At 64.9% G+C, this 17,300-nt stretch carries 15 protein-coding genes and 1 pseudogene; 13 read left to right on the top strand and 3 right to left on the bottom strand.

The features are described from left to right. Positions 1 to 567: 567 nt before the first annotated feature. Both ilvD and UNPF46_RS17835 read left to right on the top strand, forming a co-directional pair. Complete coding sequence (gene ilvD, locus UNPF46_RS17840; RefSeq protein WP_100176142.1) at positions 568 to 2,289, top strand: dihydroxy-acid dehydratase; 1,722 nt, start codon at positions 568 to 570, stop codon at positions 2,287 to 2,289. Beyond that, a complete protein-coding gene (locus tag UNPF46_RS17835; protein ID WP_142250861.1) occupies positions 2,276 to 3,097 on the top strand; it encodes a tetratricopeptide repeat protein in 822 nt (273 codons plus the stop codon). Before ilvD ends, UNPF46_RS17835 begins: the two co-directional genes overlap by 14 nt. 104 nt (positions 3,098 to 3,201) lie before the next feature. Here UNPF46_RS17835 and xth read toward each other — a convergent pair whose 3' ends face one another. Then, a complete protein-coding gene (xth, locus tag UNPF46_RS17830; protein ID WP_100176144.1) occupies positions 3,202 to 3,999 on the bottom strand; it encodes an exodeoxyribonuclease III in 798 nt (265 codons plus the stop codon). Positions 4,000 to 4,134: 135 nt separating this feature from the next. Here xth and UNPF46_RS17825 point away from each other — a divergent pair, with 135 nt between their 5' ends. Next, positions 4,135 to 6,465: an ATP-binding protein gene (locus tag UNPF46_RS17825; protein ID WP_142250860.1), complete on the top strand. Its 2,331-nt coding sequence runs from the start codon at positions 4,135 to 4,137 to the stop codon at positions 6,463 to 6,465. A 4-nt stretch (positions 6,466 to 6,469) separates the two neighbouring features. Here UNPF46_RS17825 and UNPF46_RS17820 read toward each other — a convergent pair. Next, positions 6,470 to 6,568, bottom strand: a pseudogene (locus UNPF46_RS17820) (iron-sulfur cluster assembly accessory protein); the annotation flags it as partial. A 14-nt stretch (positions 6,569 to 6,582) separates the two neighbouring features. On the opposite strand from UNPF46_RS17820, the gene UNPF46_RS17815 reads away from it, so the two are divergent. Then, positions 6,583 to 7,302: a DUF4272 domain-containing protein gene (locus tag UNPF46_RS17815; protein WP_210248340.1), complete on the top strand. Its 720-nt coding sequence runs from the start codon at positions 6,583 to 6,585 to the stop codon at positions 7,300 to 7,302. Between the two features lie 211 nt (positions 7,303 to 7,513). Here UNPF46_RS17815 and erpA read toward each other — a convergent pair whose 3' ends face one another. Continuing rightward, positions 7,514 to 7,843 carry an iron-sulfur cluster insertion protein ErpA gene (gene erpA, locus UNPF46_RS17810; protein ID WP_100176146.1) on the bottom strand — a complete coding sequence of 110 codons (330 nt, stop codon included), beginning with the start codon at positions 7,841 to 7,843 and terminating at the stop codon, positions 7,514 to 7,516. A 122-nt stretch (positions 7,844 to 7,965) separates the two neighbouring features. On the opposite strand from erpA, the gene UNPF46_RS17805 reads away from it, so the two are divergent. From UNPF46_RS17805 to tatC, 9 genes are all read left to right on the top strand, one after another. After that, the gene (locus tag UNPF46_RS17805; RefSeq protein ID WP_246668685.1) at positions 7,966 to 9,162 is read left to right on the top strand and encodes a deoxyguanosinetriphosphate triphosphohydrolase; all 1,197 of its coding nucleotides are present in this window, start codon (positions 7,966 to 7,968) and stop codon (positions 9,160 to 9,162) included. 9 nt (positions 9,163 to 9,171) lie between these two features. Next, the gene (gene argS, locus UNPF46_RS17800) at positions 9,172 to 10,962 is read left to right on the top strand and encodes an arginine--tRNA ligase (protein ID WP_181769990.1); all 1,791 of its coding nucleotides are present in this window, start codon (positions 9,172 to 9,174) and stop codon (positions 10,960 to 10,962) included. 141 nt (positions 10,963 to 11,103) lie between these two features. Then, entirely contained in the window at positions 11,104 to 12,666 is a 1,563-nt protein-coding gene (locus UNPF46_RS17790; RefSeq protein ID WP_142250857.1) for an SPOR domain-containing protein, read from the top strand. 52 nt (positions 12,667 to 12,718) lie between these two features. After that, positions 12,719 to 13,747 carry a beta-N-acetylhexosaminidase gene (gene nagZ, locus UNPF46_RS17785; protein ID WP_142250856.1) on the top strand — a complete coding sequence of 343 codons (1,029 nt, stop codon included), beginning with the start codon at positions 12,719 to 12,721 and terminating at the stop codon, positions 13,745 to 13,747. After that, complete coding sequence (locus UNPF46_RS17780; RefSeq protein WP_018642200.1) at positions 13,744 to 14,583, top strand: segregation and condensation protein A; 840 nt, start codon at positions 13,744 to 13,746, stop codon at positions 14,581 to 14,583. Before nagZ ends, UNPF46_RS17780 begins: the two co-directional genes overlap by 4 nt. A gap of 21 nt (positions 14,584 to 14,604) precedes the next feature. Further along, positions 14,605 to 15,369: an SMC-Scp complex subunit ScpB gene (gene scpB / locus UNPF46_RS17775; RefSeq protein WP_174718838.1), complete on the top strand. Its 765-nt coding sequence runs from the start codon at positions 14,605 to 14,607 to the stop codon at positions 15,367 to 15,369. Positions 15,370 to 15,536: 167 nt separating this feature from the next. Further along, positions 15,537 to 15,770, top strand: coding sequence for a twin-arginine translocase TatA/TatE family subunit (locus UNPF46_RS17770; protein ID WP_028145381.1), 234 nt, complete (start codon positions 15,537 to 15,539; stop codon positions 15,768 to 15,770). A gap of 107 nt (positions 15,771 to 15,877) precedes the next feature. After that, positions 15,878 to 16,372, top strand: a complete 495-nt coding sequence (tatB, locus tag UNPF46_RS17765) for a Sec-independent protein translocase protein TatB (RefSeq protein WP_100176151.1) — start codon at positions 15,878 to 15,880, stop codon at positions 16,370 to 16,372. Continuing rightward, on the top strand, positions 16,369 to 17,184 hold the full coding sequence (tatC, locus tag UNPF46_RS17760; protein WP_142250855.1) for a twin-arginine translocase subunit TatC: 816 nt from the start codon (positions 16,369 to 16,371) through the stop codon (positions 17,182 to 17,184). The genes tatB and tatC overlap by 4 nt, the downstream gene beginning before the upstream one ends. The last annotated feature ends 116 nt before the right edge of the window (positions 17,185 to 17,300 follow it).

Genomic DNA, 17,300 nt, shown 5'->3' with positions numbered 1-17,300 from the left:
GACCGCGGGTGCCAGCCGGCACCCGGCCTTCCCTGCGCCCTCTTGGATTTGGAGGGTGGAGCGACGAAGCAAAGCTCGGGCGAATTCAGCCGCGAGGCCGCGAAGCTATGTCTGCGAGTTGTTGCCGCAGGATGGGTTTCGCTGCAGCGAAACCCATCCTACAAGTGCATTTCGGAGAATCGCGCTGCGTCCGGAATACGAGAGTGCGGCGGAAGCGCCGACTCACTTGCGTGCATCTTGTCGCGGGAGCGAAGGGTGGCGCGTCTCGCGGATCACAAAATCAGAGGTTGTGCCTCGCCCTTCTGCGAAGGTATCGACGTACGCAACCCCGTGTCTTCCCGGTAACGATTGTGCTGTCTACGCAACAGTCGGTTCCGATTTAACCGTCATCACCGGCGGTTCGCATCACCGCCGCTTTTTGGCCACACCCGAACATGAATAAAATCGCTCTAATGTTTTGGAGGCAGCGGGCAGTCCTCGACGCTACGAGAAAATCCCCAAGGTCGATTCAAATCTTGGCTCTGATTTTTCGGGTCTGAAAGGGTTGGCCGGGGAAACTGGTTTGCGATGGACGCGAAGATTGACAAGCAGAGGCTGCCGAGCCGTCACGTGACGGAAGGCCCTACGCGCGCGCCCCACCGGTCCTATTTCTACGCCATGGGTCTGACCACCGAGCAGATCCACCAGCCCTTCGTCGGCGTCGCCTCGTGCTGGAACGAGGCCGCTCCCTGCAACATCTCCCTGATGCGCCAGGCGCAGGCGGTGAAGAAGGGCGTGGCGTCCGCCGGCGGCACGCCGCGCGAATTCTGCACCATCACCGTGACCGACGGCATCGCCATGGGCCATGACGGCATGCGCTCCTCGCTGCCGTCGCGCGAATGCATTGCCGATTCCGTCGAGCTCACCGTGCGCGGACATGCCTATGACGCGCTCGTCGGGCTCGCCGGCTGCGACAAGTCGCTGCCGGGCATGATGATGGCGATGGTCCGTCTCAACGTGCCCTCGATCTTCATCTATGGCGGCTCGATCCTGCCCGGCAATTTCCGGGGCCAGCAGGTCACCGTGCAGGACATGTTCGAGGCCGTCGGCAAGCACTCGGTCGGCGCCATGTCGGACGAGGACCTCGATGAGATCGAGCGCGTGGCCTGCCCCTCGGCGGGCGCCTGCGGCGCGCAGTTCACCGCCAACACCATGGCGACCGTCTCTGAGGCGATTGGTCTGGCGCTGCCTTACTCGGCCGGTGCCCCGGCACCGTACGAAATCCGCGACGCCTTCTGCATGACCGCGGGCGAGAAGGTGATGGACCTGATCGCCCAGAACATCCGGCCGCGCGACATCGTCACCCGCAAGGCGCTGGAGAACGCGGCTGCCGTGGTCGCGGCCTCCGGCGGCTCGACCAATGCTGCACTGCACCTGCCGGCGATCGCGCACGAGTGCGGCATCAAATTCGACCTGTTCGACGTCGCCGAAATCTTCAAAAAGACACCATATGTCGCGGATTTGAAGCCGGGTGGCCGTTATGTCGCCAAAGACATGTTTGAAGTAGGTGGCATACCGCTTCTGATGAAGACGCTGCTCGACAATGGCTTCCTGCACGGTGATTGCCTTACCGTCACGGGCCGCACGATCGCCGAAAACCTCAAGAGCGTGAAATGGAATCCGCACCAGGACGTGGTGCACCCGGCAGACAAACCCATCACCGTGACCGGCGGTGTGGTCGGTCTGAAGGGCAATTTGGCGCCAGAAGGTGCGATCGTGAAAGTCGCGGGAATGTCCAACCTCAGGTTTACCGGTCCGGCCAGGTGCTTCGACCGCGAGGAGGATGCTTTCGAGGCGGTCCAGAAGCGCACCTACCGCGAAGGCGAAGTCATCGTGATCCGCTACGAGGGGCCCAAGGGCGGCCCCGGCATGCGGGAAATGCTCCAGACCACCGCGGCACTGACCGGCCAGGGCATGGGCGGCAAGATCGCGCTCATCACCGATGGCCGCTTCTCCGGCGCCACCCGCGGCTTCTGCATCGGCCATGTCGGGCCTGAGGCGGCGGTCGGCGGCCCGATCGGGCTGCTCGAGGACGGCGACATCATCGAGATCGACGCGGTCGCCGGTACCCTTAACGTAAAATTGAGCGACACCGAGCTCGCTCAACGCAAGACCAAATGGAGCGCTCGCGCGACTAACCACACGTCGGGTGCGCTCTGGAAGTATGCTCAGCAGGTTGGACCAGCGGTCGGGGGGGCAGTGACCCATCCGGGCGGCGCGCACGAGAAACAGTGCTATGCGGACATCTAGGCGTGCCATTGTTGCGTTCGTGTTGGGGGCCAGTGCGCTGGCCGCGCCGGCGCTCGCCTTCGACGGCGCGCCGGTCAACCCGAAGGACGCGACCATTCCGGTCGTGACCGCGTTGCCGGGGACCGCGGCGACCGTGCGCGGCAAGGTCGCGCCGGTGACCCAGGAAACCTCGCTCAGCGCCTTGCAATATGCCGCGGAGGGCGGTCATCCCATTGCGCAGTGGAAGCTCGGCCGCATGTACGCCAATGGCGACGGCGTCGCCCAGGATGATCTGCGCGCCTTCGAATATTTCAGCCGGATCGCCAACGCGCATGCCGAGGACAGCCCGTCGGCGCCGCAGGCGCAGATCGTGGCCAATGCCTTTGTCGCGCTCGGCCGCTACTATCTCAGCGGCATCCCGAATTCGAAGGTCAAGTCGGACCCGGAGCGGGCTCGGGAGATGTTCTCCTATGCGGCCTCCTATTTCGGCAATGCCGACGCCCAATACGATCTCGCCCGGCTCTACCTGAAGACTCCGGACGCCTCGCGTGAGGATTTCCGCTATGGCGCGCGCTGGCTGGGCCTCGCCGCCCAGAAGGGCCAGCACGAGGCGCAGGCGCTGCTCGGCCAGATGCTGTTCAACGGCGACCGCCTGCCGCGGCAGGCCGCGCGCGGCCTGATGTGGCTGACCTTGGCGCGCGACAGCGCCGGCACTGAAGAGACCTGGATCAAGGAAAGCTACAACCGCGCCTTCGCCAAGGCCTCCGACGACGACCGCGCCATGTGCCTGCAATTGCTGGAGCAGTGGGTGAAGGACCGCCGCGAGTAGCTGCGGTAACCTCGGTGCCGGGTGGGCAAAGGCGCCTTGGCGCCGTGCCCACGATCTCTCCCCGCAATTGCGAGTGCCGCTCACTCCCACCAACTCTGCGAACGTTACGCCGCTTCCAGATCCAGATCCGCCCAAACCGGAACGTGGTCCGACGGCTTCTCCCAGCCGCGCACGTAGCTGTCGATCCCGACATTGGCGAGCTTGTCGCTGGCCTGCGGCGACAGCAGCAGGTGGTCGATCCGCAGGCCCTGGTTCTTCTGCCAGGCCCCGGCCTGGTAGTCCCAGAAGGTGTAGAGCCCGGGCTCGTCGGTGACCGCCCGCAAGGCATCGGTGAGGCCGAGGCCGAGCAGGGACTGAAAGCTCTCCCGCGTCTCGGGCTTGAATAGGGCGTCCTCGGTCCAGGCCGCGGGGTTGTGAACGTCGCGGGCATGCGGAATGACGTTGAAGTCGCCTGCGAGGATCAGCGGCTCCTCGGTCTTGAGCCGCTCCTTCGAATATTCAAGAAGCCGTGACATCCATTTGAGTTTGTAGGGATATTTCTCGGTGCCGACCGGATTGCCGTTGGGCAGATAGAGGCAGGCGATGCGCAGCACGCCGCGCTTGAGCGTCACCACGCCCTCGAGGAAGCGGGCATGGGCGTCCTCGTCGTCGCCCGCGAGCCCCGACTTGGTCTCGTCGAAGCGGAGCTTGGAGAGCAGTGCGACGCCGTTGAACGTCTTCTGCCCGTGCGTGACCACGTTGTAGCCCAGCGCCTCGATCTCCAGCCGTGGGAAGGCCTCGTCGACGCATTTGATCTCCTGGAGGCAGACGATGTCCGGCTGGCACTCCTTCAGCCAGGTTAGCAGCAGGTCGATCCGCTGCCGGACCGAGTTCACGTTCCAGGTGGCAACTCTGATGGGCATGGGGAGGGCTCCGGGCAGGGGCTTTGGTTAGAACAAAATGCAAACGCGCCCGTCAAGGACGCCGCAAAATCTCCCACAAAATTAACCCGGCTTAAGCGGGCCGCAGGCCATTGATGCGGAAAAGGTTCCTTTGGAATGGGATGGCCGGACAAATCGATGAAGCGAACTGAGCCGCGTGACGGCCTGATCGGCGCGTTCCTGTACTGGCTCGGCGGCTTCGAGATCGAGGACAGCCTGACCGCCGGCCTCAGCGAGCGCGAGATCCGCCGCATCCGCGCCAAGCAGATCGACGCCGTGACGCGGCTGATCCCGGTGACGATGGCGGTGACGATGCTCAACGTCGCCATCGTGCTGATCCTGTTCTGGGGCAGGGGCTGGAACGACTTCCTCGCGATCTGGGGCCTGACGCTCGCCGCCACGGCCTCGCTCGCGGTGCGCTCATGGCGGCGATCGCATCGAAACCCGCCGCAGGAGGCCTCGCCCCGCGCCGCGCGTCAGATGCTGCGGCAGGCGGTTTTCCTCGCCGCGATCTGGGGCACGCTGCCGCTCGCTCTGTTCAGCCGCATCGAGCCGACCAGCCAGCTGATTCTGGCCTGCCTGATGGTCGGCATGATGTCCGGCGGCGCCTTCACGTTCTCGACCTTCCCGCGCGCCGGGCTGGTCTATCTCGCCACCATGACGGTCGGCTGCGCGGGCGCGCTGCTGCTGTGCGGCACCGGGCCTTACCTCGTGACCGCGGTGTTCCTGCTGCTGTTCGCGTTTTTCATGGCGCGCAACATCGTCTCGCAAGGCAATTTGTTCCTCGGCAATCTCAAGGCCCAGCTCGAGCTCGAGCGGCAGACCGAGATCATCTCGCTGCTGCTGAAGGATTTTCAGGAGAACGCCAGCGACTGGCTGTGGCAGACCGACGCCGAAGGGCATCTGGTCGACGTGCCGCAACGCTTCGCCGACGTCGCGCAATTGCCGCTGCCCCTGCTGAAAGGATCGCACTTCTCCGACGTGCTCGACATGCTCTGCCCCGAGGACAAGAGCGCGGCCTACAACGTGGTCGGCCTGATGGAGCATGCCGAGCCGCTGCACGAGATGAACCTCAAGGTCGTCGCCGGCGGCGAGGCGCGGCTGTGGTCGCTGACGGCAAAGCCCGCCTATGATCGCGAAGGCCATTTCCTCGGCTATCGCGGCTTCGGGCGCGATGTCACCGAGCGCTGGCGCGCGGAAAAGGCCGAGGCGGAGAGCCGCGCCAAATCGGACTTCCTTGCGGTGATGAGCCACGAGATCCGCACGCCCATGAACGGCGTGCTCGGGCTTGCCAGCATGCTGCTCGAAACCAAGCTCGATCCGGAACAGCGTGAGGCGGTCACCACGATCCGCGAGTCCGGCGACAATCTCCAGCGTATCCTCAACGACATCCTCGACCTGTCCAAGCTCGAGGCCGGACGCTTCACCTTCGAGGCGATCGACTTCGCGCCGCAGGCATTGGTCGAGGCGGTCGCGACCGTGGTGCGCGCGAGCGCCAAGGGCAAGGGGCTGACGGTCAAGCTGGAGCTCGACCCGAACCTGCCGCCGACACTGCGCGGTGACGTCGCGCGCATCCGCCAGGTGCTGCTCAACCTCGCATCCAACGCGGTGAAGTTCACCGATCAGGGCGAAGTGACGATCGCCGCGACCTGCCAGGCGCGCCGCGACCTGCTGGCGACTGTCGAGTGGACCGTCACCGACAGCGGCATCGGCATCGCCCCCGAAAAGCTCGGCCAGCTCTTCAGCGACTTCGCGCAGGCCGATGCCTCGATCAGCCGCCGCTTCGGTGGCACCGGCCTTGGCCTTGCGATCAGCAGGCGCATCATCGAGCAGATGGGCGGAACGATCGGCGTCACCTCGACGCCGGGCGAGGGCTCGACCTTCCGCTTCACGCTGGTGCTGCCCTGGAGCCAGGCGCAGGCCTCCGAGCAGGCGTCGGACCGCGACGAGGCCGACGAGCTCAAGGCGCGCATCGCCGGCCTAGATCGGCCGTTGAAGGTGCTGGTCGCCGAGGACGATGCCGTCAACCGCATGGTCGTCAGCAAGATGCTCGGGACCTTCGACGTCGAGCTGCGCGTCGTCACCGACGGTACCGAGGCCGTCGCGGCAGCGTCCGAAGGCAATTACGATGTCGTGCTGATGGACGTGCGCATGCCCGACATGGATGGGCTCGCCGCCACCCGCGCCATCCGCGCGCAAGGCGGGCGCTTTGCGGCCTTGCCGATCATCGCGCTGACGGCCAACGCCTTCCCCGAAGACGTCAGGATCTGCCGCGAGGCCGGCATGTCGGATTTCCTCGCCAAGCCGCTGCGCAAGCCGGCGCTGGTCGCAGCCCTGCTGCGTGCGCTCGACGGGTTCACCATGGCGGAGGACGCGCCGCTCCAGCCGGAGCTGATGCCTGGTGACGTCGAGTGGACGGACGAGGAAAGGCAGATTACCGGCGCGTAAGCGCTCAGATCGAGAAGCTGGTGCCGCACCCGCAGGACGCCGTCGCGGTGGGATTGTTGACGTGGAGCGAGGCGCCGATCACATCGTCGACAAAATCGACCTCGTACTCCATCCGGCTTGTCGCTGCCGAAGATTCCTCGTGATATTGTACGTTTGACAAGCGTTGGGGGGATTGGCGCGATGAATGGGAGGGGGGCAGCGGAAGCTATCGATAGAAGGCTCAGATCAGAAAGAATCCTTCAAGCCGAGGGCGTACCTTTCCTTGCCGCATTACCCGTTATTGAGACCGCGGCTGAGGCGCTGAAGCGGTCAAAAGAAGAGGTCGCGCTACGCACTCTTTGTGTCCTTTTCGTCGCTGCAAAGGGCGAGGGACTTGGGGAAGATCTAGTTGAACAACTTCTGGAATCGTACGAGCTGCGGCCACATCTGACTCCCGTGGAACTCGCCTTCGTGCTCGATAAGTCCCCCTCGCAGCACGACCGGATTCAATTCACGTGGAGGCACGAAGCCGCTTGGACTCTGCTTTGGGCATTGGGCTTCGTGGCCCAGCTCGGCAAGCCAGCGCAGTTTTGCGATGTGGGCTTCGCCGCAAGCACAATGGCCGAAAGGACAACCTCTCAGTTCATCGAAGACTCCGAACTTCGTCCGATCGCCGACATTCTTGATCAGGCCGATCTGATCTACAGGTACCATTGGGCTGTCAGAAACGCCCTTGCGCGAGGGCAGCAGATACCGGCAGCCCTAGATCCTGGCGTGACGGAAGAAAGGCACCACGCTTTGAACTGGCTTATCGGATACCAGGACCAAGCGTGGGATCATGTCACGACTGACACCTAACACTCGGCTGCGGCATGGGCCGCTTCGGCGCTGGGCTATATCGAACCCACCGCGTGTGTGTCCCGTCGAGCTCCCCCGTGGGGATCCTGCGATGCTCATGCATTACCCCTGTCTTGCCCGATGCGTCAATCGCTATTCGTAAAAGCCGAAAGGCATCGCGCCGGCTTACCGGCTACTGTGCATGGGGTTGTTTTTCAGATTTTGAGTCGGGCTAGATCGAGAAGCTGGTCCCGCAGCCGCAGGATGCCGTCGCGTTCGGATTGTTGACGCGGAACGAGGCGCCGATCAGGTCATCCACGAAATCGACCTGCGAGCCCGCCAGGAACGGCTGCGAGGCGGAATCGACCAGCACCACCGCATTCTCCTGCTCGATCACGAGATCGTCGTCGGTGCGCGCGCGATCGATATCGAACTTGTACTGAAAGCCGGAGCAGCCGCCGCCCTCGACCGAGATGCGCAGCATCGCGCCGGCACCTTCGCCCTTGAGGATTTCCCCAATCCGGCGTGCGGCGCGGTCACTGATGGTCACGTCAGTCGTCATCTCAGGTCTCCGATAGTCCCGCGGTCATATCCAATTCATTTGGTATCCCGCGTCCGGCATAGTTAAGTGCAAGGATACGCAGAATCAAATGGATAGGGACTAAATTCGTCGTGTCCGTCGGAATGGCAGCCCCCCGCGCGCCCTATGCCTGCGATCCCGACCGCAGCCGCGGCCGGCTGGTCACGGAGCCGCCGAGCCGGACCCGCAGCCCGTTCCGGCGGGATTGCGACCGGGTGATCCATTCCACCGCGTTCCGCCGTCTGAAGTACAAGACCCAGGTGTTCGTGTTCCACGAGGGCGATCACTACCGCACCCGGCTGACCCACTCGCTGGAGGTGGCGCAGATCGCCCGTGCGCTGGCCCGGCAGCTCGGACTGGACGAGGATCTCACCGAAACCCTGGCGCTGGCCCACGATCTCGGTCATCCCCCGTTCGGCCATGCCGGCGAGCGGGCGCTGGACGCCTGCCTGAAGGACTTTGGCGGCTTCGACCACAACGCCCAGACGCTCCGCGTCGTCGCTTCGCTGGAGCATCGTTATCCCGAGTTCGACGGGCTGAACCTGACCTGGGAGTCGCTGGAGGGCATCGTCAAGCACAACGGGCCGCTGACCGATCGCGGCGGCGCGCCGGTCGGGCGCTATCGCGAGCACGGCATTCCCGTCGGAATCGCCGACTACATCAAGACCTACGACCTCGAATTGTGGAGTTTTGCTTCGCTGGAGGCGCAGGTCGCGGCCATCGCCGACGACATCGCCTATGACGCCCACGATATCGACGATGGCTTGCGGGCGGGCCTGTTCCACCTCGACGATCTCAAGGTGATGCCGCTCACGGCCGAGATCATCGCCGAGACCTCGGCGCATTATCCTCAACTCGAAGACCTCAGGCGCGGTGCCGAACTGGTGCGCGAGCTGATCTCGCATTTGATCGGCGCGGTGTTCGCGGAGGCGCAGAAGAACCTCGCTGCGGTGAAGCCGCAGTCGGCCCAGGACGTACGCCAGCAGAGCCGGGCCCTGGTCGCGCTCCCGCCCGAGGTCGCCGAGGAGGAGGCCGCCATCAAGACCTTCCTCTACCAGCACATGTACCGCCACAAGCGGGTGATGCGTGTGATGGGGGAGGCCGAGCAGATCCTGTTCGACCTGTTCGCGAAATACCTGAAGGTGCCGGCGGAATTGCCGCCGGAATGGCTGGTGGGGGCGCAAGGCGACGACGAGGGCGACCGGGCCCGCCGGATCGGCAATTTCATTGCCGGAATGACCGACCGTTTCGCCTTGACCGAGCACCAGCGGCTCTTTGACTCGACCCCGGATTTGCGTTAGGCGGCGGCCATGCCCCAGACCTCCTCATCCCTGCATTTGTTCGCCGATGTGCTCGCACGCGTGCATGCCGCCTGCCGTGCGCTTGCGGCGGAAGCCAACTGGCCCGAGGGCATCGATTTCTCCCGCGTGGTGGTCGAGCCGCCGCGCGATCCCTCTCATGGCGACATGGCCACCAACGCCGCCATGGTGCTGGCGAAAGAGGCCAAGGCCAAGCCGCGCGATCTCGCCGATCAGATCGCCGAACGACTGCGTGCCGATGCGCTGATCGCCAAGGTCGATGTCGCCGGTCCCGGCTTCATCAATCTGACCTTGAAGCCGGCCGCCTGGGCCGAGGCGCTGCGCACCGTGCTTCGTGAGGCCGCCGACTACGGCCGCGTCCGCGGCGGCTCCAAGGTCAATGTCGAATACGTCTCGGCCAATCCGACCGGGCCGATGCATGTCGGCCATTGCCGTGGCGCCGTGTTCGGCGATGCGCTGGCGAGCCTGCTGCAGTTCGGCGGCCACGACGTCACGCGCGAATATTACATCAACGACGCCGGCGCCCAGGTCGACGTGCTCGCGCGCTCCGCGTTTCTGCGCTATCGCGAGGCGCTCGGCGAGGATATCGGCGCGATCCCGGAAGGCCTCTATCCCGGCGACTATCTGAAGCCGGTCGGGCAGGCGCTCGCGAACGAGCACGGCGACAAGCTCCGCGCGATGAGCGAGGCCGAGTGGCTGCCGACCGTGCGCGCCAAGGCGATCGCGATGATGATGGACGAGATCAAGGACGATCTCGCCGCCCTCAACATCCGCCACGACGTGTTCTTCTCGGAGCGCTCGCTGATCGAGGCCGGCAACAACAAGGTGGCCGAGACCATCGATTTCCTGAAGGCCAAGGGCGACATTTACGAAGGCCGCCTGCCGCCGCCCAAGGGCGCGCCGGTCGAGGACTGGGAAGACCGCGAGCAGCTGCTGTTCAAGGCGACGGCCTATGGCGATGACGTCGATCGCCCGCTGATCAAGTCCGACAATTCCTACACCTACTTCGCCTCCGACATCGCCTACCACAAGAACAAGTTTGACCGTGGTTTTGCGGAGATGATCGACGTCTGGGGCGCCGACCATGGCGGCTACATCAAGCGCATGCAGGCGGCGGTGAAGGCGACGACCTCGGGCAAGGGGGCGCTCGACGTCAAGATCGTCCAGCTCGTCAAGCTCTTGCGCAATGGCGAGCCGGTGAAAATGTCGAAGCGGAGCGGGGACTTCGTCACCTTGCGTGAGGTGGTGGATGAAGTCGGCCAGGATGCCGTCCGCTTCATGATGCTGTACCGCAAGAACGACGCGGTGCTCGACTTCGACCTTGCCAAGGTCATGGAACAGTCGCGCGACAACCCGGTGTTCTACGTCCAGTACGGCCACGCCCGCGGCCACTCGATCTTCCGCAACGCGCGGGCGGAGGTGTTCCCGGAACTGCCCGAGGATACCGGCAAACGCATTGCGTGGCTGGCTGAGTCGGCGGTGGAACGGTTGTCAGACCCGGTCGAGCTTGAACTTCTCAAGCGGCTCGCAATATATCCTCGTATGCTCGAAGCCGCCGCCGCGGCCCATGAGCCGCACCGAATTGCCTTTTACCTCTATGACTTAGCGAGCGAATTTCACGCGCTTTGGACGAAGGGGCGGGATTTGCCCTATTTACGCTTCATTATCAATAATGATGCAGATCTAACAAAGGCGCGACTGGCCATGGTCCAGGGCGTCGTCTCGGTTCTGGCATCGGGCCTCGCCATCCTCGGCGTCCATGCCCCGAACGAGATGCGGTAGTTTGGGGCGAACTACTTAAGGGGAATAATTGGGGGTGCCGGCAGAAGCCGGATCGCTTAGACTTGGTTGAAAGCCTTGTGGGTCGAAAGCCGTGCCTTGGTCGAGGGGCGCGCGGCTTTCCCGAAGGGACGCATCATCACGATGGCCGAACGATATCAGGACAGACCGTTTCCTTCCGATGACTATGGTCGCGGTGGCGATCAGCGTGGGAAGGCGGACAGCGATCCCTTGGCCGAGCTCGCCCGCCTGATCGGACAGACCGATCCGTTTGCCGCGCAGTCGCGGCCAGCTGCCCGTCCGCCGGCTACTCCTGCGCCCGCACAAAGCTATCAAGACGACGATTATCGGCAGGACGAGTATCAGCAGGACTATGCCGAGCAGGCTCCGCCGCCTCCGCCCGGGCCGCCCTCATGGATGCGGCGCGCCAACGTGCAGCCGGCGCCGGCTCCAGTCTCCGAGCCTGACTATCCAGTGTCGGTCAGCCCGGTCCATCCGCTGCATCGCTATTCGGCCGAGCCGGCCGCGCCCGCACCTGATCTCCATCAGCCGCAGGCCTATCCGGATCACGCCTATCAGGATCACGCCTATCAAGGGCAGGCTCATCAGCAGCAGGCTTACCCGCAGCAGGATCAGGCCTACCAGCAGCCGGCCTATCAGGAGCCGTATCAGCAGCCGGATCCGTCGCGCTATGACGATGCGCTCTATGGCCGGCTCGAGGCTGGCGAGCAGGATTATCAGCGCGATCCGGCCTACCCGGACGATCCCTACGCGTATCAGAGCGACTATCCCGATGCGGAGGTCGACGAGCCCAGGAAGCAGCGCGGCGGCATGATGACGGTCGCGGCGATCCTGGCGCTGGCCGTGGTCGGCACTGGGGCGGCGTTCGCCTACAAGACCTATATCGGCTCGCCCCGCAGCGGCGAGCCGCCGATCATCAAGGCCGACAACACGCCGACCAAGATCGTGCCCGCGCCGTCGGACTCCGCGTCCAAGGTGCCGGATCGCATGGTGAGCGGCGATGGCGCCGAGAAGATCGTGCCGCGCGAAGAGGCGCCGGTCGACGTCAACGCCAAGGCGGGCGGCCCCCGCGTCGTGTTCCCGCCACTGAACCAGAATGCGAACCCGCCGTCGGTCGCAAGCGTATCGCCATCGGCGGTGCCGCCGCCGGGCGCAAGCAACGGCACGCTGCCGAACAATTCGCCGCGCCCGATCAGGACTGTCGCCGTGAAGGGTGATCAGACCGACAGCGCCACGCCGCAGTCGGCTGCGGCCTCCAAGCCGGCAGCTCCGCCGAAGCCAGTCGCAGCGCCAGCCGCGCCGCGCAATCCGCCGACATCGGCCAATGCCAGCGCCAACCAGCCGCTCTCGCTGGCGCCACAATCGGCACCTGCCGCCGAATCGCCGCAGCGCATGGCTGCGACCACGCCGACCCAGATCGCGCCGAACGCTGCTCCCGAGAGCCATGGCGTCATGGTGTCGGTTTCGTCCCAGGACACCGAAGCGGCGGCCAGGGAGTCGTATCGCGTGACGCAGGGGAAGTATCCGTCGGTCCTGGGCTCCCGCTCGGCGGTGATCAGGCGCACCGAATTGTCCGATGGAAAGGTGAAGTACCGTGCGTTGGTCGGTCCCTACCGGACGCGCCAGGAGGCCTCGCAGTTCTGCAAGGAGCTGATGGCGGCCGGCGGGCAATGCTTTATCCCGTAGTATTATCCGCCGATTCCTTGACCCTCTGACGGGGCAGGGTTAATCGGCCGTTATGAGCACGCGGGCCTTCATTACCGGCGTTTCCGGAACGGAACTGACCGCCGCCGAGCGGGAGTTTATCCGCGAGCAGCGCCCGTGGGGCTTCATCCTCTTCAAGCGCAATGTCGCAACCCCAGCTCAAGTTGCTGCATTGGTTGCGGAATTGCGGACGGCGGCCGGTGCCCCCGACGCGCCTGTGCTGATCGATCAGGAAGGCGGGCGGGTGCAGCGGCTGGGGCCGCCGCACTGGCCGGTGTATCCGCCGGGCGCTGTTTTCTCGACCCTGTACGACACTGATTCGGCGCTGGGACTCACCGCGGCGCGCCTGTCCGCCCGGCTGATCGCGGCCGATCTCGCCGATCTCGGCATTACCGTGGATTGCTTGCCGCTCGCTGACGTGCCGGTGCCGGGCGCCGATGCCGTGATCGGCAACCGGGCTTACGGCACGGAGCCCGCCAAGGTCGCGGCGATCGCGCGGGCCGTCACGGAAGGGCTGGAGCAGGGCGGCGTGCTCCCGGTCCTCAAACACATTCCAGGCCATGGCCGCGCCACCGCGGACACCCATTTCAAGTTGCCGACGGTGGATACGCCGAAGGATGAGCTGGAGCGGACCGACTTCGCCGCGTTCAAGCCGCTGTCGGATCTGCCGATGGCGATGACTGCACATGTTGTGTTTAGCGCGGTCGACCCCGCCCATCCGGCGACGACATCTGCGACAATGATTGCTGACGTGATTCGCGGCGCAATCGGGTTCCAGGGTTTGTTAATGAGTGATGACGTGTCGATGAACGCGCTGTCGGGGAATATCGCCGAGCGGACCCGCGCCATCTTCGCGGCCGGCTGCGACGTGGCGCTGCATTGCAACGGCAACATCGAGGAAATGCGCGCGGTTGCCGGTCAGACACCTGAGCTGTCGGGCCGGGCGCTGGAGCGGGCGAATGCCGCGCTCGCCGCCCGCAAGGCACCGCAGCCGTTCGACCGGGTCGCCGCACGCACTGAGCTGGACGCATTGATCGCACGGGCAAACACGGCATCCGCATGACCGCAGAAATCCTATCGTTTGAAACCGGGCGGCCCGCAGAGCTCGCAGAGGGTGAGCCGGCGTTGGTGGTGGACGTCGAGGGCTATGAGGGGCCGCTCGACCTGCTGCTCGCGCTGGCCCGGCAGCAGAAGGTCGACCTCGCCAAGATCTCGATTCTGGCGCTGGCCGACCAATATCTCCACTTCATCGAGGCCGCGCGAAAGATCCGGCTCGAGCTTGCCGCCGACTATCTCGTCATGGCCGCATGGCTCGCCTTCCTGAAGTCGCGCCTCTTGCTGCCCGAGCCGCCGAGCGCGGAAGGCCCGAGCGCCGAGCAGATGGCTACCGCGCTCGCCAACCGTCTGCGCCGGCTGGAGGCCATTCGCGAGGCCGCCAACCGCCTGATGAACAGGCCGCAATTGCAGCGTGACATCTTCCCGCGCGGTGAGCCCGAGCAGATCGCCGAGATCAAGCATCCGAAATACACGGCGACGCTGTACGATCTGCTCACCGCCTATGCCTCGCAGCGTCAGTCGCGCGTGCTGGCAAGCGTGCATCTGGCCAAGCGCACGGTGTGGTCGCTTGCGGAAGCGCGCGCCACGCTGGAGCGGCTGGTCGGCAGCATCACCGAGCAGGATGACTGGGGCGTGCTCGACGACTTCCTGATCCGCCACGTCGCCGATCCGACGCAGCGCGCGACGGTGTTCGCCTCGAGCTTTGCCGCCGCGCTCGAATTGGTGCGCGAAGGTCAGCTGGAGCTGAACCAGAAAGAGGCATTCGCGCCCATCTATTTCCGGAAAGGGCGCCCGAAACCGGTCCCGGACGCAGCTCCCGCGCCTGATGCGCCGGTCGCTTAAGTGCAAGAAGGAGAATCTGCCATGGCAAGCCTGGCTGAAGTGCGGGTAGAAGAGGCCGAGCCAATGGAGAACGAAACCCAGGCGCGTCCCGAGGAATTGCGGCTGCTGGAAGCGCTGCTGTTCGCATCGAGTGAACCGCTTGATACCGCGACGCTGGCCAAGCGTATGCCCGAGGGAGTCGACGTCAAGGCCGCGCTCGAGCAGCTGCAGGCCGACTACGCCATGCGCGGGGTGAACCTCGTCCGCGTGGCCAACAAATGGACCTTCCGCACGGCCGGCGATCTCGCCTGGCTGATGACGCGGGAGAGCACCGAAACCCGCCGCCTGTCGCGCGCGGCGATCGAGGTGCTGGCGATCATCGCCTATCACCAACCCGTGACGCGCGCCGAGATCGAGGAGATCCGCGGTGTCGTCACCTCGAAGGGCACGCTCGACGTGCTGCTGGAAACCGGCTGGATCAAGCCGCGCGGTCGGCGCAAGACGCCGGGCCGTCCGCTGACCTTCGGAACCACCGAGGACTTCCTGTCGCAGTTCACCCTGGAACAACTCGGCGATCTGCCGGGCCTGGAGGAGCTGAAGGGCACGGGCCTGCTGGATTCGCGCCTGCCGACCGGCTTCAGCGTGCCGACCCCGTCGGACGATCCGCAGCTCCGCGAGGACGAGGACCCCTTGGAACCGGGCGAGGATCTCGATCTGGCGCTGGCGCCTGCGGTCGAGCCCGAGACGTCGGAGGGGGCACCGGACGGCGGCAATGAGGGCGGCGGCGAAGGCGGCGCCGAAGAGTGAGGCTCCGGCCTTTCACCGGTGCCCTGCGACCGGTTAACACTAGCAAGATTACGTAGCGCCTACAGCGAATTGGCGCTGCCTTGGTCCTTGTTTTTGAGGCCTGCCAAGCCTAGGTTTCGGTGAAGATCGGCCGGGTCCCCGGCCATGCGCGTTTGGAGGGTTGCAGGATGGGTTCACTCAGCATTTGGCACTGGATCCTGGTGATCGCAGTGGTCCTGCTGCTATTCGGCCGCGGCAAGATTTCGGATCTGATGGGCGACGTGGCGCAGGGCATCAAGGCGTTCAAGAAGGGCATGCAGGACGACGACAAGCCCGCCGAGAAGCCCGAGCCGGCCAAGTCCATCGAGCACAACAATGCGCCGACCGCGGCGCGGTCCGACGTCGGCAGCAAGGCCGTCTGAGCCGAAAGAAGCACGCGAGAGGCGGGTAGCCGCCCCGATCCTGTGCGCAAGGGATTGGGCCGGTTGCGGCTTGGCTGAGTTGCGGCTTCGCGTCAACGGAAGACCTCATGTTCGACATCGGGTGGAGTGAACTGGTCCTCATCGGGGTCGTGGCCCTGATCGCCATCGGCCCGAAAGAGCTGCCGGGCGTGCTGCGCATGGTCGGACAGTGGATGGGCAAGGCGCGCAAGATGGCCGCCGAATTCCAGGGCCAGTTCCAGGAAGCGATGCGCGAGGCCGAGATGGCCGACCTCAAGAAGAGTTTTGACGAGGTCAAGGAAGCCGCAACCGGCTTCAATCCGCTGACTTCGCTGCAGAAGGACGTCAGCGACGCGCTCCGCGTCGATGCGCTCGACAAGCCCGCGGAGACATCCACGACGACTACCGTTGAACCTCCGACAACGCCCACCACGCCGGAGGCCCCGACGCCCGCGACCTTCATGGAAGCCGAGGCGCATGCAGCTGCGAACGAGCCGCTTGCGATCACCCGTGAAGTCGAGCAGGCACAGGTGGCGCAGGACACCGCGCCCTCCGAAGCGATCAAGGACGCCAAAGCGTCATGACCGACGCCGATATCGAGGCCAGCAAAGCCCCGCTGATGGACCATCTGATCGAGCTGCGCTCGCGGCTGATCAAGGCACTGCTCGGCTTTGGCGTGGCTTTCATCTTCTGCTTCTTCTTCGCCAAGCAGATCTACAACGTGCTGGTCTGGCCGTTCGTGTGGGTCGCGGGCCCCGAGAACTCCAAGTTCATCTACACGGCGCTGCTGGAATATTTCATCACCCAGCTCAAGCTCGCGCTGTTCGGCGCCGGCTTCATCTCGTTTCCGATCGTCGCGACGCAGATCTACAAATTCGTCGCGCCCGGCCTGTACAAGCACGAGAAGCAGGCCTTCCTGCCGTATCTGGTCGCGACCCCGTTCTTCTTCGTGCTCGGCGCGGCGCTGGTCTATTTCGTCGTGCTGCCGATGCTGGTCCGCTTCTCGCTCGGCATGCAGCAGGCCGGAAGCGACGAGACCGCGCAGATCCAGCTCCTGCCCAAGGTCGGCGAATATCTGTCGCTGATGATGTCGCTGATCTTCGCCTTCGGCATCGCCTTCCAGCTTCCGGTGATCCTGACGCTGCTCGGCCGGATCGGAATCGTGAGCTCGAAGATGCTGCGCGAGAAGCGCCGTTATTTCATCGTCATCGCCTTCGTCATTGCGGCGGTGCTGACGCCGCCCGATGTGCTGAGCCAATGCTCGCTGGCGATCCCGCTGCTCGCGCTCTACGAGGGCTCGATCATTGCGGTCGGCATGGTGGAGAGGAAGGCGGCTGCTGCCGCGCAGGCCACCACCGGCACCGACGTCTCGACGCCGGCCAATCCGGCGGAGTAGGGCGCTTTCGCTCTATGTTAGCGCTGCTCAGCCCATGATTCGTCATGCCCGGGCTTGACCCGGGCATCCACGACTTGGTCTAAGGCTGCAGACACGTGGATGGCCGGGATGAACCC

Origin of the sequence: Bradyrhizobium sp. UNPF46 (assembly GCF_006658625.1) — a bacterium.
GTDB lineage: Bacteria > Pseudomonadota > Alphaproteobacteria > Rhizobiales > Xanthobacteraceae > Bradyrhizobium > Bradyrhizobium nitroreducens.
The sequence above is the reverse complement of the archived record's forward strand: the minus strand, read 5'-3'. Positions and strand labels throughout refer to the sequence as shown.

Excerpts from the sequence above, each read along its gene's own strand:
- ilvD (WP_100176142.1), top strand. The coding sequence starts at position 568 with ATGGACGCGAAGATTGACAAGCAGAGGCTGCCGAGCCGTCACGTGACG.
- UNPF46_RS17835 (WP_142250861.1), top strand. The coding sequence starts at position 2,276 with ATGCGGACATCTAGGCGTGCCATTGTTGCGTTCGTGTTGGGGGCCAGT.
- xth (WP_100176144.1), bottom strand. The coding sequence starts at position 3,999 with ATGCCCATCAGAGTTGCCACCTGGAACGTGAACTCGGTCCGGCAGCGG.
- UNPF46_RS17825 (WP_142250860.1), top strand. The coding sequence starts at position 4,135 with ATGGGATGGCCGGACAAATCGATGAAGCGAACTGAGCCGCGTGACGGC.
- erpA (WP_100176146.1), bottom strand. The coding sequence starts at position 7,843 with ATGACGACTGACGTGACCATCAGTGACCGCGCCGCACGCCGGATTGGG.
- UNPF46_RS17805 (WP_246668685.1), top strand. The coding sequence starts at position 7,966 with ATGGCAGCCCCCCGCGCGCCCTATGCCTGCGATCCCGACCGCAGCCGC.
- argS (WP_181769990.1), top strand. The coding sequence starts at position 9,172 with ATGCCCCAGACCTCCTCATCCCTGCATTTGTTCGCCGATGTGCTCGCA.
- UNPF46_RS17790 (WP_142250857.1), top strand. The coding sequence starts at position 11,104 with ATGGCCGAACGATATCAGGACAGACCGTTTCCTTCCGATGACTATGGT.
- nagZ (WP_142250856.1), top strand. The coding sequence starts at position 12,719 with ATGAGCACGCGGGCCTTCATTACCGGCGTTTCCGGAACGGAACTGACC.
- UNPF46_RS17780 (WP_018642200.1), top strand. The coding sequence starts at position 13,744 with ATGACCGCAGAAATCCTATCGTTTGAAACCGGGCGGCCCGCAGAGCTC.
- scpB (WP_174718838.1), top strand. The coding sequence starts at position 14,605 with ATGGCAAGCCTGGCTGAAGTGCGGGTAGAAGAGGCCGAGCCAATGGAG.
- UNPF46_RS17770 (WP_028145381.1), top strand. The coding sequence starts at position 15,537 with ATGGGTTCACTCAGCATTTGGCACTGGATCCTGGTGATCGCAGTGGTC.
- tatB (WP_100176151.1), top strand. The coding sequence starts at position 15,878 with ATGTTCGACATCGGGTGGAGTGAACTGGTCCTCATCGGGGTCGTGGCC.
- tatC (WP_142250855.1), top strand. The coding sequence starts at position 16,369 with ATGACCGACGCCGATATCGAGGCCAGCAAAGCCCCGCTGATGGACCAT.